Origin of the sequence: Lysinibacillus sp. Bpr_S20 (genome assembly GCF_023337835.1) — a bacterium.
Classification (GTDB): Bacteria; Bacillota; Bacilli; order Bacillales_A; family Planococcaceae; genus Lysinibacillus.
This window is the reverse complement of the sequence record NZ_JALNLQ010000002.1, coordinates 232,670-250,033: the sequence shown is the minus strand read 5'-3', so window position 1 is coordinate 250,033 and position 17,364 is coordinate 232,670. Positions and strand designations below refer to the sequence as shown.

Below are 17,364 nucleotides of genomic sequence, written 5' to 3'. Positions count from 1 at the left end.
TTATGCCTCGGCATAATTGCGTCCGGAATCGGCTTTATGTTTAGGCATGCACGAGGGCCGACAGATGTTTTTTGCGCGAAAGCGTAGTGCTAACGTAGCGACAGCAGCATTATGGTTTTTGCGCGAAAGCGTAGTGCTAACGTAGCGACAGCAGCATTATGGTTTTTGCGCGAAAGCGTAGTGCTAACGTAGCGACAGCAGCATTATGGTTTTTGCGCGAAAGCGTAGTGCTAACGTAGCGACAGCAGCATTATGGTTTTTGCGCGAAAGCGTAGTGCTAACGTAGCGACAGCAGCATTATGGTTTTTTGCGCGAAAGCGTAGTGCTAACGTAGCGACAGCAGCATTATGGTTTTTTGCGCGAAAGCGTAGTGCTAACGTAGCGGCAGCAGCATTATGTTTTTTGCGCGAAAGCGTAGTGCTAACGTAGCGACAGCAGCATTATGGTTTTTGCGCGAAAGCGTAGTGCTAACGTAGCGACAGCAGCATTATGGTTTTTTGCGCGAAAGCGTAGTGCTAACGTAGCGACAGCAGCATTATGGTTTTTTGCGCGAAAGCGTAGTGCTAACGTAGCGGCAGCAGCATTATGTTGGTCACTCAATCGTGTGTTGTTCCTTTTGCTGCTATGCTTTCTCACAGATAAATTGCCACAGGACGTGGCGTTCTTACACTGAGTTCCTCTATTTCAACAGCTCTTCGGATACCCACTTAAAAGTAACTTAAATCCGCATTTATCACACCACCTATATAAGTGGAAACTTCTGTAACTGCCGTTTCACTTACGTTACAAAAGATATTTACTGAAAGTAAGTTAAAACTAATTATAATACAGCTCCTTTTTTTTCACTATAAAATATTATAAAAATAACAACTTTTTTGCAGCTAGTAACTTTAGTGTCCATTGAACAAAATAAAAAAGTGGGTATCTAATTCTTGCTTAGATTCCCACTTCACTATTATTTAGAAAACTTCCGTTTTAATTTATTGCCGTATTCTTTAACTTCTTTCACGCCAAATAATAAGTACGAGCCAACAACTACTGCACTAAAAATAACAAGGCTTACAATGAAATTTATATACATGTTGCTAAATACTAAATATTTACTTGAAAAATACAAAACAACTGTGATAATGATCATTGGTGGAACTGCTCTGAAAAATTGAAGCTCTTTGCTGAAGATCCCCATTTTCAGGTCATATTTAAAGCCTGCATAAACAATTAGCATAATAAAGTTTGTTACTGAACTTACAAATGTACCCCAGGCAATTGCCTCTGCTCCACACTTGTCAACAAGTAGCATAATAACAGCAATATTAACAGCAAATACATTGATTATGCTAAAGACAACAGGTGCCATTGAGTCACCCTTTGCATAATAAAAGCGCGTTATATACATGTTTGCGGCTAAAAAATACATCGATAAACAGAAGATTGCCATTACTGGTGTAGTAATTGCAGTTGAAAGTTCATCAAATTCACCTCGTTGATAAACAACCTGTATTAGATTCTCTGAGTAAAAATATGAGTAGATTGTTACAGGATAAAGTAACAACAATAGATAATGTAACCCTTTTGAGTATAAGCTTTTAATGGAAGCATGGTCGTTCTCTCCCTCTTTTTTACTCAAAATCGGGAAGATAACAGTTGTTACTGCTGTAATTAAAATAGCTTGTGGGAATTGCATAAGCCTTGAGGCATAGTTTACAGCAGCTACTGCTCCTTCAGATAACATCCCTGCAAAAACACGCTGTAATAATGCATAAAGTTGAATGGTAGCGCCACCAAGCATAATCGGTAAGATCATTACCCACAATTGCTTTGATGCACTATTACGTTCAAATGAAAAACCAACCTTAAACGAACCCATTTTACGATAGCCGGCAATTAAGAAGTATATCATTATGATCGCACTTGCTAATGCACTAATCCCATATCCAATTGCACCGATACTTTTAATATTAGATAAAACTACAGCAATTAATAAAAACACTGCATTATAAATTAAAATGGCAAAACTAGACAAATGGAATTTATGATTTGCGTTTAGCAATCCGCTATACCATGAGGATAATACGAGCAAGATTGACGATGGCATCATCCAATAATATAGATTTTTAGCTAACTCTAAATCACTTTGACTTAATCTGCCCTTTTCAGCTTTAGCTTGATTAAACATGTCCATTATCGGATTCGTGAATGCTAACATGACAATGGTCATAATGGAAACGGTTAACAAAACAATTGTAAAGGACTGTTTAACAAATAGTGCACGGTCCGTCGTTTCCCGATTATAAATCGTGATGACGGCAGTAGTAAATGCACCACCTACGACTAGATATAAAAAATTTGGAATTGTATAAGCTGTGAAAATACTATCAGCAATATGGCTACTACCATATTGAGAACCAATAATCACTTCGCGTAAGAATCCAAAAACACGAGCTACAATATTAATAATCGCAACCGCTCCGATTACTTTTAAAAAATTTTTCATAAGTCATCCCTACCTTCAATGGCCGACTTATAAATCTCAATACAACGAGCTGTTATATTTTTTTCATCGTGAATGGCTAAAACTTTGTCGACCGCTTCACGATTCATATATTGTTCTGTTGGCGTGTTCACGGCACGCAGCATCTCCTCAGATAAAACCATCGCATTTTCGGGCTCCACTAAATGCCCTGCGCCTTCTCCAAGCAACGATACAAGTCCGCCTACATTTGAAGCAATAACAGGTGTATCTGTCGCTAATGCCTCTAATGCCACTAATCCAAATCCTTCTAAATGAGATGGTAATACAAAGACATCACTTGCTTGGAACCACTTTACTAGTTCTTGTTGTTTTAGTGGATCTATAAATTTGACGTCTTCACTGATTAATGGTTGCAAAGATTGGAAAAACGATTGATCTCTTCTAGAACCTACAATATTTAACTCTACAGGACGAGATACTTTTGTTTTTAGCATTTGGAAAGCCTGTAACAGCTCTTCAACGCCTTTTTGTTTAATAACATTTCCTACAAATAAAAATCTAAATGGCTCAGTTGCTAATTGCAGTTCTTTGCATACCGCTTCTTGATTTCCTTTTGTGAAAACCTCACGATTCACACCCATACTAACGACAGAGATTTTACCTTTTTCAATGCCAAAATCTTGTTCAATTTGTTGAGCTAAGACAGGACCTACTGCGATAACATGTTCACTTTCACGTAAAATACTCGCTGTCCAATTGCGAATTCTAGCGTTCTTCTTCGCCATGCGCTCAATATCGCCACCATGCGCTGTAACGATAAATGGTATGCCAAACATTTTCTTTAATAGTAGCGACAGCATACCCGATGGAAACACATAATGTGCATGTGTGACATCAATAGACTTTCTGTTTTTTAAGCCTTTCATCAATGTCGATAAACCCCATTTTGTATATTTCATAATGGTGTTTTTCTTGCCTGTTGCCGGATTAGTATTAACAGATATATCTACGTCTAGTCCTGCTTTTTCAAGTGCAGCGACTTGGTTTTTCACAAAAATACCGAATGATAAATGATCAGAAGTTGGATACATATTACTAATTACAAGTATTTTTTTCATAGACGTGTCACTGCCTTTTTCATTAATTCCTGACCACGCATGGCCTCTTTATGAATATGGGTAGCAATTTGTTTCGTCTCCGCGATCGACTGCGCCCAATTGCTACTTAGTTTGCCAACTAATGTGGATAGAGCCTTCTCATCATCCTCTATATCTTGCATTTGTAAGCAACGATCTGATGAGCCCACAAAGGACATAAAATCCTGTACTTTTGTATGATAGGATATCGCAATAATCGGCGTTTCTGAATTTGTGGCCAAAATAAGCGAGTGCAGACGTGTGCCGATAATAATATCCTGCTTCTCCGTTACATCAAGTAATCGCTCCGGCACCAAATTTTCATCGATAATTTCTGTATGTTCACGTTGTTGCATTTTTTTCTGAATATCTTTCGTCACAGTGACGTCCTGCGGGAACTTAGTGGCAAAAAATGTAATTTTGACATTATGCTCAGAAATTACATGATCTAAATTTTTTGCCATGCTTGTAACATACGCATCATATTTTTCAACATTTCCCTCTGGCCAATAGTTTGCATTATAGTACGGAACCGCTGATACACCTATTTTAACTGGTTTATCTGCATAATCATGACGATCCCCTTTTAATGTAAATGCAGGATCACCAATAACTTCTATTGGCTTTTTCACCCCAATACTTTGCAAAAGCTTTTTAGACTGGGGATCACGTACAGAGATATTTGCTGCATAACGACACATTACGCGAATACTAATTTTCCCGGAAAACGTATCTAGCGGTCCAGCGCCACATCCGTAAATAATGTAGGGAACATTACTTTGTTTTGCCATCATTGCATACGCTCCATACAGGTGAGCCTCACGTTTATAAAAATCCATTAAAATACCACCACCACCAATGATGAGGAGGTCAAATGTTGATACATATTGTTTATTGTTATTATAAGTATGGATAAACGTTTTAAATAAGTTACTCTTTCTGTAATACAATGGATAGCTATGTACCCCATAGCGTTCGGATGTTTGTTGTGTATTATTACTAAAAACGGTAATGTCATCACTAGTTACCGAAAATGTTTGTTTTACTTGTTGAAGAATGCCGTATAATATTGATTCATCACCATTATTATCATTGCCGTAATTCCCCACAATGCCTATTTTCATTAAAAAACATCCTTTTACTTTTTAATACTGAGATTATACCACAATTGCACATTTTCGTTCTTTTTAAAAATAGTAAAAAAAGTGAGCTTCAAAAGTCGCTAGTAGATTTGTAACATGATAAAAAATATGCTCATCACCAAGGAGTCACCAAGCCTCCACTTCCAACTTATAGACAAGATTACTTAAAAAAGTAACAATCGAGTATTTTTCTACTTGCAAGAATACAAGCCAACTCGCTCACTTCCATACATTTTTATTTAAAGAGAAAAATAGCAAACTAGGTAACACTACTAGTTTGCTATTTAATAAATACGAAGCCTTTCTTTTAAGGGCGGCTTTTATTTATGGATTGCTCTATAAAGGAATAATCCAAAATGAGCTCGGTTAATTGCTTCATTTGGCTTAAAGGTATTATCACCATAGCCAGTTGTAATTTTATTTGCAGCTAACTGCTGAACATATGTGTATGCCCAATGATTTTTTGATACATCTTTAAAGTTGATACTGCTTGTCCCGTCTAGTTTATAAGCCAATGCTACAACCTTCGCCATTTGTGCACGAGTTAAAGTACCATTCGGATCAAAGGTATTGTTGCCCTTACCACTCATAATACCAGACTCAACGACAGATGCGATTTGTTTATAGTAAACGTGATTCGCTGGAATATCCTTAAAACCTGGATTTTTGACGTTTGATGTATTTAAACCAAGTGCACGACTAATAATAACTGCTGCATGTGCACGTGTAAGTTTGTCATTTGGTCTAAATGTGCCATCTGCTTGACCTGTAATAATTTTATTTTTTGTTAAATACTCAATTTCTTTATAGTATACATAATTACTAGGAATATCTTTAAACAACGCGCCCTTTGCTACAGTTACTGCAGCTTCTGCACGTTTTTTCCCTAAGGTCGCTACTACTTTACCAGTAGCCCCTGGATTTTTAGCTGTAAACTTACCATCACTAGTAATTGTACCGATATTACCTTCTACAGTCCATTTCACCTGTGATGCATTGTAAACTAAAGGTTTGCCACCCTCATCCTTTGCATCCATCGTAAATTTGACAGTTTCGCCTGATCCTACTGTTTTTGACTTTGGTGTAATGTTCATTTCTGCTGGAGCATCTACTACTTTCACTTGGAACGATTGAACAGGTGTACCATCGTGGTTGATGTAAATACGATCATTGCCAGCTGTCGTTGAAGTATAGTTCAAGCCGTTAATTTTCAACGTATTATTCTCAGATTTTAGCGATACACGACCTTCTAGTGGTAGCGGATTATAGTTTTCATCCCAAATATATTGCACTGCTATACTAGACGAAGCACCTGCTAAAAGAGTTGCATGGTTTGTGCTGTGCGTATATTTAATAATTGCGCCTTTGCCGGTCGGTGCCGTACTAACAGCTTGTAATGTTGCGGATACAAGGCGTTGCGCATTACCTGCATTTGATGGTAGGTTCGCTAAAACGACATTATTAGTACCGGGATTTCGAATGCCCATTGTTGTTGAGCCGCCACCATCTAAGTTAATTGCTCGATCGACACCAAGTGACACTAAATAGTTAGCAAGTTGAACCATGTTCATCCCTGCGCTATGTTTCTGACCTCCATCGACGGTAATATAGTGAACTGTTTTTCCGTTATTACTTGTCGCTACAACTGTACGTGGCACAACCGCTTTTGCACGACTGCTAGATGTACTCATCATAATGTAAGGCTTATTATCTTTTACTAGATACGGACCACTAGCTAAGATAAACTTCGCATCCTTCCAAAGCTTATCAATCGAGAAGTTAACACTCAACTCATCTCCAATTGCAATTTTGCTTAACTTACTGTGCCAATCCCCACCTTGTAAAGAAACGACGAAACCAGTTGAAGGAATGGATATTTTCTCCTTCGATCCATAAGGTGTAATTTGCTTAACCTTCCCAGTTAATGTTTGACCAAATTTGTTTTCAGTAATCGGAGCTCCTGTATCTACTACGATTTCGAAACCATATTCATTCGTATTTGTTGTTTTACTATAAAATTGTGGTGTGTAAACAATTCCTTCATATATATTACGTGCACGGTTCATTCCCGACATTTCATAGTTTTTACCTTTATGAGAAAGTGTTACATCAAAATCAAAATAGTCAATGACCCCTCTGCCATCAGGTGCAACCCCGAAAGCTGTAGGAACATTCATATATTCATCGGAGCCGTTTGAAACTGCACCACCGTTTAAAATCACATTATCTTTAGAAAGTAAAAATAATGGGAAACCTACCGACATATCAAAGAAACTTGCATTAATAGCGCCAACTACACGATTCCCTTCGCGTGAATGGCGATTAGCATTTGCGACTGTAGATTCTTTACCATTGACTGTTGCGGGCATACCTAATTGTACTTCTGTCGTTGGCTCATCTACATTAATAGCAATATGATTAATAGAATTTGTTTTGGTACTGCTGTATGTATATTGTTTATACTGCACACCTTTTGATAGTTTATAATCCTTCTTAACCGTTTGTGCTGCATAAGCATTTAACGGACTAACAACCATTGACAATAATACAACTAAAACTAGTAAATTTTTCGCTATTTTTTTCATTTTTTTTGCACTCCAAGGAAATATGGAGCTCTCAACTCTCCCTTCACATGTTTTACTTCTATAAGATTAGCAAAAATATGCCAAAATAGCCATGGAACATTTAAGCTATTTTCCAGTTTTATATTAATTGACACGAAATCTATTTATATAGTCTCATTTTATGATTTTTCTAACATTTGACCTTATCGTTACTCTATAACTTTGGTAAAATGATGTAGAAGTCTAGGAGGGTAAAATATGAAAAAACTATCAATCATTGCTTTGTTCATGACAGTTATCGGCATGCTTCTTTGGCAGCCCCAACTGGCATTTGCCGATGAACTAACAGGGCATTCACATGAACAGGGTCTTCGTTATTTAATTTCCAAAGATGCACTAATAAAAGATGCTAAAGGAAGTTATCGTCCAAATGACAATGTGACACGTGGAGAGTTTGCTTCTTATTTAGCGAAGTCCATGAATCTTCAAACGACAAGCGACATGGTCTTTAAAGATGTTCCAGATACATATGTACATGCAAAAGGTATTAAACTTGCTGCTTCAGCTGGGATTATTACAGGCTACGGAGATGGTTCATTTAAACCTAATGCCGTTATTTCAAGACAACATATGGCGGTTATGCTTGAGAGAGCTATTGATTATTTAAAAATTCCTAAAGGTACTTCTTCTATTACCTTTAAGGATAATGCAGCTATTTATAAAGACTACCGTCAAGCAGTAGCTATAGGTGCACAACTAGGAATCATTCAAGGCTCTAATGGTAATTTTATGCCTGAAAAAAACGCAACGATTGGACAATCATCATCGTTTATTCTACGTTTAATGCAACTTGCTGGTGATCCAGATGCTGGTGAACCAAACGATGGCAATTCAAACAGTGGCGGTTCTAATGATGGTAATACTAGCGGTGGTAATACAACTGGCCCCTCTAAATATGCTGTGAAAGAAATTTCAAACGGTGCATTAGTTGGCAACCAAGGATTCTCTACCTTTGAAGCTGCTGAAAAAGCTATGACAAAAAACACACAGGTTATTGTCCAAAGTGACAAAATTGTAAAAATGTCCTCAGGCATCGTTGTTACAAATGATTATTTAGCCCTTAAATCTGAAACAATTAATGACGCGATATCTGTTGCAGCAAACACAGAAATGGAATACCTAAGTAGTGATGCAACACAAGTAAAAGTTCGACTAGCAGGTCAGGTCGGCTACTTAAAGCACGCTGATGTTACATTAATCCCATTTTCAATGAGCAAAGGTCGTTCGTACTATTCAAATGAAAATGGCGAAATTAAACACACACTCTACGATTACAAAACAAATAAGTATTCTTCTAGCTATGTTTTCGGAAAAGCACCAGCATTTATGAAGCAGGGCGAAAGATACTATAGCTGGGACGGTATTTATTTCACAAATAGCAGTGGCTCATCTAAAGGTGATGCTTATAACTACTATCAATTTTTACCTGCCCGTGCTCAAACAAAATATACTGCACAAGAAATAGATGCTTATATTATGAAAAAGCTAGCAGAAGTTGAGAGTACAGGAGTCAGCAGTTATAAAGATGCTACAAAGAAAAGTAAGTTAATAGGTTTAGGGAAAACATTGAAAAATGTAGAAGCTAAATCCCAAATTAACGCAATGCTCGTGTTGGCACTTGCACAGCATGAGAGTGCTTATGGTATGAGTCCCCGTGCACAAGATTTAAATAACCTATTTGGTTTGTACGTGTATGATACAAACCCAGACAACAAAAAATTTGATAGTGTAGCTGACAATATCAATGAGCTTGTGGATAAATTCCTACAGCCAAACTACATTACTCCAGGGGGTTCACCTGGTAAAAACTTTGCTAATGGTGCAGTAGTTGGTTCAAAAGCGCTTGGCTTTAACGTAAAATACGCTTCTGATCCATTCTGGGGTTCAAAAATTGCCGGACACTATTACCGTGCTGAAAAGGCGTTAGGCTTTAAGGATGCCCGTAACCCATACACAGTTGGTCTAACAACAACAAACGGCTTAAACGTTCGTACTGGCGCGGCTACTAGCTTTAGCCCACTATTCACATATGCACGAAGCGGTATGCCTGTTATCATCACAAGCTCTGCTACAAACGGCTGGTATGAAGTCCTTTCTGACAAGCTCCATACAAGTACAGCTTTCGTTAGCAAAGACTACGTAAAAGTAATCAATACAGTCAAATAAAAAAGAAGTCGTCCTATCCTATTAGGGCGACTTTTTTTGTTGTTGGGAAGCTATTTAAGGTTCCTTTCCGACTAAGTGCTTTTTCCGGGGGCGTCGGGTTCTGGTCACGTAGACGTTATCACAAGCCCCTCCCCGCTGCGCTCCAGAGTCTCGGCCCAACATCTGTTTTTGGTGAAATAAAAGCGACGGATAATAATACCTAACGAAAAAGAGATGCCTCAAATAATATTTGAGACATCTCTTGTATTGTTTAGTATGAAAGCTTCTTTTTATCTGTTTTAATAATCGCTGACGCAATTATGACAAAGCCAAGCATTAAAATAAAGATTAAATCAAGTAAGCCCGTATGCATAGATACTGTAAATACGGTAATGACAAATGCATAAGCTACTGAGTGGAAACTACGAATACCACCTTGCTTCACTTTATTATAAATTAATGAAATTAATACACCGTATAAGAAGAAGCCAATTGCTACAAGTAGATAACCGCCATCTAAGAATAATTGACCGATAAATGTAGGTGTTGTTGTTCTATTAGGACGTGTAATATATTTACCTTCTGATTCGCTTAGAGAGTTTACAACCTCTGTTACTCTCATACGTGGCGATACTTGTTCGCCCGGTAAAATGGTATTGAAGACACCAGCATGGATTTCCCCTTTAAGGTAGCCTTCTTCTTGTGTATATTCCATAATTTTACTTAAAACAATATGGCCAGTTACGCTCTCACCATTTAATGAACGAATCCATTTTGGTGTTAAATTCACTTGCTGCTCTACTGATAAAAGTTGTTCCTTTTCTGTTTCAGTTAAAGCTACTTCTGGCTGTTCACGGCTATTAAATTCCTTCGTTGTATCCTCTGATACAACACGGAAGAAACCAAACATTGAGAAAGCTACTCCGATAACAAACAGAGCCGTAAGGAACCATGTTAATTTCACACGTTTTACAACGTAATGGAAAATGATAATACCAGTAAATAACATAATGATTAATGGCGTACGGTAACCCATTAATAGGAATAAGAACATTACAGCAGCATACATGGAGCCGTAGATTAATGTTTTTTTCCATGTCATATTTTTTTCTAAAATCATTTTATAAGATATTAGCAGTAAAACACCATACCATAATAATTGTGCAAAGAAGTTTAGTTTTGGATCAAGGTTACGGCGGTTAGATTCATCAGAAATTCCTAACCCACCACCGGAAATCATCATTAATACATATGAAACTAAACCTAGTAAAGTTAAAAGTACGATAAAATGAACAACATATTTCCCAAAGAAGGATAAACCAAATGATGGGATTGTCCATTGTAACTTATCAATAATGTACACACCGATGTAATAGCAGGCTACTGCTAAAAATACCGCTGGCCAAATTGATACACGTAAATTAAATAATTCAAATCGATGGAAATCAAATAGACTTGTAAAGAAATAGAGCACTAATATAAAAGGTAAAAAGAAATACGGCGAAAACGTATCAATTTTGTTGACCTTTGCAAAGGTTTGTTTCAGTTTATTCATAAATGTCATACATCTCAGTAGATGTGATTGCCCTCCTCTATCGCGAATCATAGTTGTTTATTCTTTTTAAGCAAAACAAGTGTTATTATAACATAAATACAGATAGACTTATAATTGATTTTATATAAAATTATGCAATGATTTCTCTTTTTCTCTAAATTACGAGTTTATCCCCAGTCTTCCGAGCCAATCCCCCTACCATTGGTCCCCTTGCACACAATTTTCCCCTCACATCAATCGACAATCTATTTTAGAAAAAATTATACCACAACAATTGTTGAGCTAATCACTATATCCGTTCCGACTAGCGCTTCGCTTTCGCTACAGAAAACATTTGTTGTTTTCGAAGGCGTTTTTAACCGTCGTTCCTCTATTGATCACCAGGAGTCGCCCAGCATCCACTCCAATCTACTTCTATTCAAAGCATACGTCTTAACTAATGTTCCACCCTTTTTTAATGATTTATCGATTATTTAGAGGCACGATACATAAGTAGTGCAAATTTCATGGTTCAATCACACATAATTAAAGAAAAGTACAAAATTAAGGATGTGAATGGTATGAAGAATTATTCATTTCACTACCCGTAGCATGCTCTTTCTCTGGAAGTAGTGAGAAATATGTCAATATTACACACCCTTGTGGAACAGTTAATGACCAACTTGTTTCTGAAAAGGTTAACTATAGCCCGGAACTTAAAGCTTTTTTATCAGCAACAAGAACGTGAAAATGTCAAAATGTACGTTTGAAATGGAGATGATGCAATTTGTGCCTTTTAGACAGCCTATAATGAATCCGCAAAAACCCCTTGAAGATATTGTGTTAGAGTACTTACTGTTTATCCATAAAACAGGAAATTGACATTGACGTAGCCAATGCTATTGCACAGTATAGGCCGAGTTGTTCAATTCAATAATGAAGCGGATTGGCAGGATAAAATGGTGTAGCCTATTTCACAACGAATGGTGACAAAAATGCACAAATATTTATGAAGCATGCATTAAATTGGGTAGCTACGATAGCTATGTGCCCCACCGTCTGGTAAATTTACTTTTTTCTCCACTGTAGCGATTAAGAACAATGTTAATGTGCCTGCACGTTGTACATTGAAAGGAGAAATTTAGGCACAAACGATAAAGGTGTTAATACGGGCATGAACAGGACTGGCTGATGATTCCGCAACAGGCAATACTGAGTTCAAAGAGATATTAGTACCAATTCGGAAAAATATCAGATTTACTATGCCTGGTAATTTAGCCACTGGAACATACGATACATATATCCTTATAGAGGGCGTGATGATCGCAAAACGATTGCAAAACGATTGCAAAAATTAAAACGTTCACACGCTTAAAAGGTTCCAACAATCGACAATTGTTTCCTATTTATTCATATATCGCTGATAAGCTTGTGAATTCGGCCGATTGATATGCTCGATTCGCCGCTAAACTCATGAATTCCGCCGCTAATTATACATAGTTCGCCGCCAAACCTGTGAATTCCGCCGCTAATTATGCATGGTGCGCCGCTAAACCCGTGACTTCCGCCGCTAAATATACAGGTTCGCCGGTAGATCATTTCTTTACGCTAATAAAATTCCCCTTAATACTACAAAAAGAGCTACATCGTCTACTATTGAACGATGTAGCTCTTCATTATTATTGTTTTGAGTAATATTCCAAAATTCCTTTGTAGATGGATTCAGCATATTTCTCAACATATTGATCATCTGTCAGCTTAGCGCGGTCTTCGTTATTTGATAGGAAGCCTAACTCTACTAAAATAGCTGGAATAATCGTGTTGTGAATGACATAATAGTTGTATTTTTTAACACCACGATTATTCATATTTGCGTTATTTATGATTTGATTGTTTACAAATGTCGCTAAATCAATATCTTCCTTAAACATATCACCTGTTGACACTGAATAAAATGTCTCAGTGCCTAGTGCTGAAGTATTCACTGCAGAGTTAACATGGATACTTACAAAGATTTCACCGTAATTAGCATTTGTAAAATCTACACGCCCCTGTAATGAAGGTAATGTATCACCTGTACGTGTCATCTTTACATTTGCACCTGCAGCCTGTAGTTTGTTCTTGACAAGAGTACCGACCTTTAATGTAATGTCTTTTTCGAAAATCGTTTTACCGAAAATGGTTCCATGATCCTTACCACCATGACCCGGATCAATAATGATAATTCGATCTTTTAACGGATTACCCTTTTGATTTAAAAGCTTTAAATAAGATTTATGGACATACCCTTTTTGACCTTGATAGGTAACTTGTGCCCAATAACCGTTAATACTGTTCACTTGAACAAAGTCGCCCTTTTTTAACTTGCTTACTACTGCGGAAGTAGCGTTGGCTTCTTTGCGGATATTTAAATTGTCAACCGTCACTCGACCTAATAGATCACCAGAAACTGTTGATGGTGGAGTTGGTGTTGGTGTTGGTGTTGGTGTTGGATCTGGAGTTGTAGGTTTTTCTACTACAACTTCCTCTGTGCTATTCGCCACAACATAGCCCGGAATACCGTTTACTACAGTTAAATAGTAGCCACTTACTGTCTTATACACTGGTAATTTTGTTTTGCTATTAATGGATGTAATCACCTTTGATGAAGAAGTTGGTTTTACGTAAAGATTTAAATTTTGTTTTGCAGTAACTTGCTTTTGGACATTCCCTAATGCGTTACTATCTGCATCTAAAAACTGTGCATACGTTTTATAAATATAAGCAAAGGCACCTTTATAGGAAACCTTTAACCAGTCTCCCTCAACTGCATAGACTGATAGTTTACCGCCTTTGTTGACAGTGCCAACAATATTAGTAGCAGCTGAAGAATCTTTTGATTTACGAATATTTAAGCCGTCAGTTGTTGCGGAAACTAGGCCAATGACTTGTGATGCATCCGGTACACCTACACCTTTAACTGGTAGCTCTAAACGATATTTTTCTTCTTTGGCACGCGCTACAAATAACGCAAACTGTTTACGTGTCACTTGTTCATTTGGATTATAATTTTGATTGCTTCCCTTTGTAATACCATTATAGTAAATCGTATTCACGAATGTAACGTACGGATGAGTTATACCTACATCTACAAAAGGAGAATCGATATTTTTATACTTACTTGTATCAAGCTTAAACGCGTTTGTTAATACGTAACTCATTTCATCACGAGTTAACGGCTTATTTGGTAAAAATTGCCCATTTATATTTGTTTTAAAAAAGCCTAGCTGTATAGCACGTTCTACATAGCCTGAAAGCTCTGTGCCTGCTTTTACATCCGTGAAGCTTGATCGATTAACAACTAATGGCTTGTTACCTGATGCAACAACCACCATTTTAGCAACTTGTCCACGCGTTACGTTATTATAAGGTTTATAATACGTTTTGCCCTTTTCCGTATATCCTTTAATAACACCTAAATTAACTAAATAATTGATTTCTTCATATGCCTCATCCTTGTTTGGAATATCTACAAAACCACTATTTGCTTGTGCACTATGTATTGTAAACATTGCTGAAACGAATAAGGCGCATAATACAACACTAATTTTTTTAAGATTCAATGTCATATTTCCTCCTTTCTTGTTCTAACATTAATATTAACAAAATTAGACAGGTAAAACTATTAAATACAGGAATTATTAAACTTTTATCATAAATAATAGAATGCTATTATAGGATGTATCTTTCGGCATGTTAACCCAATATCTTTCTACTGGAATCCCCCAAATTAAAAATTTCTGAAAGCCTATATCTAACAAGACTTTCAGGACCTATTATTAATAGAATTTTCAAGATAAGTTATCACATGCTTTTATCCATTTGTTCTTTAATATAGTTGTTGAACTCTTTCGAAGCTACTTCAAGGTTTTCGACATGCGTTCGTCTTTCAGGGTCAGTTACAGCTTTTTGGAATAAAAGAATTTCTTTAGCAATAGCTGTTTCCAATGCTACATATTCATCTTTTTTTACTTGGTCGTATAACAAACTTCTTACCAAGGAGGAATGGTTATCTACAAAAGATACAAATTCATTAAATGCAACAAGCATTTCTTGTCTCTTTTTATCATTTTTTTCGGAAATATAGTTTTTCTCATAGTACTTTCAGCTTGGCATGATGCGTACAGCAATTGTACATACAACGTGATTCAATTGCCTCTTTCTTCCTCATGCTTTTTTAAGTAAAAAAGCTACATTGTTCATTGAACAATGTAGCCCGTTGTTATTATTTTTTTGCGTAGTATTGCGAAATTCCTTTATAGATGGAATCAGCATACATCTCAGCATATTGATCACTTGTCAGTTTAGCGCGGTCTTCACTATTTGATAGGAAGCCTAGCTCAACAAGAATAGCTGGAATAATCGTGTTGCGAATTACGTAATATTGTTGTTCTTTAACACCACGATTTTTCATTTTTACGTTATTAACGATTTGATTATTTACAAATGTCGCAAGATCAATGTCCTCTTGATACATATCACCTGTTGATTTTGCATAATATGTTTCAGTACCTTGTGCAGAAGTATTCGATGCAGAGTTAACATGGATACTTACAAAGATTTCACCGTAATTAGCATTTGTAAAATCTACACGCCCCTGTAATGAAGGGAACGTATCACCTGTACGTGTCATCTTAACGTTTGCACCTGCTGCTTCCAGCTTGTTCTTTACAATCGTACTAACCTTTAATGTAATATTTTTCTCGTAGAAAGAACCATACAATGTACCAACGTCTTTTCCGCCATGTCCTGGGTCAATAATAATGATTCGGTCTTTCAATGGGTTACCACTTTGGTTTAGTAACTTTACGTATGACTTATGGACATACCCTTTTTGACCTTGGTAAGTAACTTGAGCCCAATAGCCGTTAATACTGTTTACTTGAACAGTTTCGCCCTTTTTCAGCTTAGCTAGCACTGTAGAAGTAGAGTTTGCTTCTTTGCGGATATTTAAACTGTCAACCGTCACTCGACCTAATACATCACCAGAGACTGTTGGTGGTGGAGTCGGAGTTGGATCTGGAGTAGAAGGTTTTTCAACGTCCTCCGTACTATTAGCCACGACATAGCCTGGAATACCGTTTACTACAGTTAAATGGTAACCACTTACTGTCTTATACACTGGTAATTTTGTTTTGCTATTAATTGACGTAATTACCTTTGATGAAGAAGTTGGTTTTACGTAAAGATTTACATTTTGTGTTGCAGTAACTTGTTTTTGGACATTCCCTAATGGGTTACCATCTGCATCTAAAAACTGTGCATATGTTTTATAAATATAAGCAAAGGCACCTTTATAAGTAACCTTTAACCAGTCACCTTCAACTGCATAAACGGATAGCTTACCGCCTTTATTGACAGTACCTACAATATTAATAGTAGATGAAGAATCTTTAGATTTGCGAATATTTAATCCATCGGTAGTTACAGAAACTAATCCAATGACTTGTGATGTATCCGGTACAACTACACCTTTAACTGGTAGCTCTAAACGATACTTTTCACTTTTGGCACGCGCTACAAATAATGCAAACTGCGCACGTGTCATTTGGCTAGTCGGGTTATATTTTTGACCCGATCCTTGCGCGATACCATTATAGTAAACTGTATTTACGTATGTAACGTACGGATTCGTAATAGCTACGTCTACAAAAGGAGAATCGATATTTTGATATTCACTTGTATCAAGTTTAAACGCTTTAGTTAAAACATAACTCATTTCATCACGAGTTAAAGGCTTGTTCGGATAGAACTGACCTTTAATATTTGTTTTAAAAAGGCCAAGCTGTATAGCACGTTCTACATAGCCTGAAAGCTCTGTTCCGACTTTCACATCCGTGAAGCTTGATTTATTAACAACTAGTGGCTTATTACCTGATGCAATAACGACCATTTTGGCAACTTGTCCACGGGTTACGCTATTATAAGGTTTATAATACGTTTTGCCGTTTTCCGTATATCCTTTAATAACACCTAAACTAACTAAATAATTGATCTCATCATAGGCTTCATGCGTTTTAGGAACATCTACAAATCCGCCACTTGCTTGGGCACTATGTATTGTAAACATAGAAGCTGAAATGAATAAGACACATAATATAAGACTGATTTTTTTGAGGTACATTTGTCTTATTTCCTCCCTTCCTGTTCTCGTGGTTCATTTTAGCAAAATCACACAGACAAAACTATCATACAAATGTAACTATTATACTACTTTTGGGCACCCCTCCTATATTTGGTATTTCATAAAAAGAAGAGAGTCTGCAAGTGC

Annotated in this window: 11 protein-coding genes; 3 read left to right on the top strand and 8 right to left on the bottom strand. The window is 36.8% G+C overall.

The window, feature by feature from the left end:
* Window positions 1-252 precede the first annotated feature (252 nt).
* Window positions 253-429 carry a hypothetical protein gene (locus tag MWJ95_RS05710; RefSeq protein ID WP_249104704.1) on the top strand — a complete coding sequence of 59 codons (177 nt, stop codon included), beginning with the start codon at window positions 253-255 and terminating at the stop codon, window positions 427-429.
* Window positions 430-442: 13 nt separating this feature from the next.
* The gene (locus MWJ95_RS05705; RefSeq protein WP_249104703.1) at window positions 443-673 is read left to right on the top strand and encodes a hypothetical protein; all 231 of its coding nucleotides are present in this window, start codon (window positions 443-445) and stop codon (window positions 671-673) included.
* Window positions 674-955: 282 nt separating this feature from the next.
* On the opposite strand, the gene murJ is transcribed toward MWJ95_RS05705, so the two are convergent.
* The 4 genes from murJ to MWJ95_RS05685 form a co-directional block, all read right to left on the bottom strand.
* Window positions 956-2,494: a murein biosynthesis integral membrane protein MurJ gene (gene murJ / locus MWJ95_RS05700; RefSeq protein ID WP_249073472.1), complete on the bottom strand. Its 1,539-nt coding sequence runs from the start codon at window positions 2,492-2,494 to the stop codon at window positions 956-958.
* A complete protein-coding gene (locus tag MWJ95_RS05695; protein WP_249104701.1) occupies window positions 2,491-3,591 on the bottom strand; it encodes a glycosyltransferase in 1,101 nt (366 codons plus the stop codon). The genes murJ and MWJ95_RS05695 overlap by 4 nt, the downstream gene beginning before the upstream one ends.
* Window positions 3,588-4,733 carry a polysaccharide pyruvyl transferase family protein gene (locus tag MWJ95_RS05690; protein WP_249073474.1) on the bottom strand — a complete coding sequence of 382 codons (1,146 nt, stop codon included), beginning with the start codon at window positions 4,731-4,733 and terminating at the stop codon, window positions 3,588-3,590. The genes MWJ95_RS05695 and MWJ95_RS05690 overlap by 4 nt, the downstream gene beginning before the upstream one ends.
* 338 nt (window positions 4,734-5,071) lie before the next feature.
* Window positions 5,072-7,336 (bottom strand): S-layer homology domain-containing protein, encoded by a 2,265-nt coding sequence (locus MWJ95_RS05685; RefSeq protein ID WP_249104699.1) that lies wholly within the window; start codon window positions 7,334-7,336, stop codon window positions 5,072-5,074.
* Window positions 7,337-7,573: 237 nt separating this feature from the next.
* Here MWJ95_RS05685 and MWJ95_RS05680 point away from each other — a divergent pair, with 237 nt between their 5' ends.
* Entirely contained in the window at window positions 7,574-9,541 is a 1,968-nt protein-coding gene (locus MWJ95_RS05680; RefSeq protein ID WP_249104698.1) for an S-layer homology domain-containing protein, read from the top strand.
* A 250-nt stretch (window positions 9,542-9,791) separates the two neighbouring features.
* Here MWJ95_RS05680 and MWJ95_RS05675 read toward each other — a convergent pair whose 3' ends face one another.
* From MWJ95_RS05675 to MWJ95_RS05660, 4 genes are all read right to left on the bottom strand, one after another.
* Window positions 9,792-11,075: an oligosaccharide repeat unit polymerase family protein gene (locus MWJ95_RS05675; RefSeq protein WP_249073477.1), complete on the bottom strand. Its 1,284-nt coding sequence runs from the start codon at window positions 11,073-11,075 to the stop codon at window positions 9,792-9,794.
* A gap of 1,658 nt (window positions 11,076-12,733) precedes the next feature.
* Window positions 12,734-14,662: an N-acetylmuramoyl-L-alanine amidase gene (locus MWJ95_RS05670; protein WP_349294137.1), complete on the bottom strand. Its 1,929-nt coding sequence runs from the start codon at window positions 14,660-14,662 to the stop codon at window positions 12,734-12,736.
* Between the two features lie 235 nt (window positions 14,663-14,897).
* On the bottom strand, window positions 14,898-15,143 hold the full coding sequence (locus MWJ95_RS05665) for a hypothetical protein (protein WP_249073479.1): 246 nt from the start codon (window positions 15,141-15,143) through the stop codon (window positions 14,898-14,900).
* Window positions 15,144-15,318: 175 nt separating this feature from the next.
* Window positions 15,319-17,217 (bottom strand): N-acetylmuramoyl-L-alanine amidase, encoded by a 1,899-nt coding sequence (locus MWJ95_RS05660; protein WP_249073480.1) that lies wholly within the window; start codon window positions 17,215-17,217, stop codon window positions 15,319-15,321.
* Window positions 17,218-17,364: the final 147 nt, after the last annotated feature.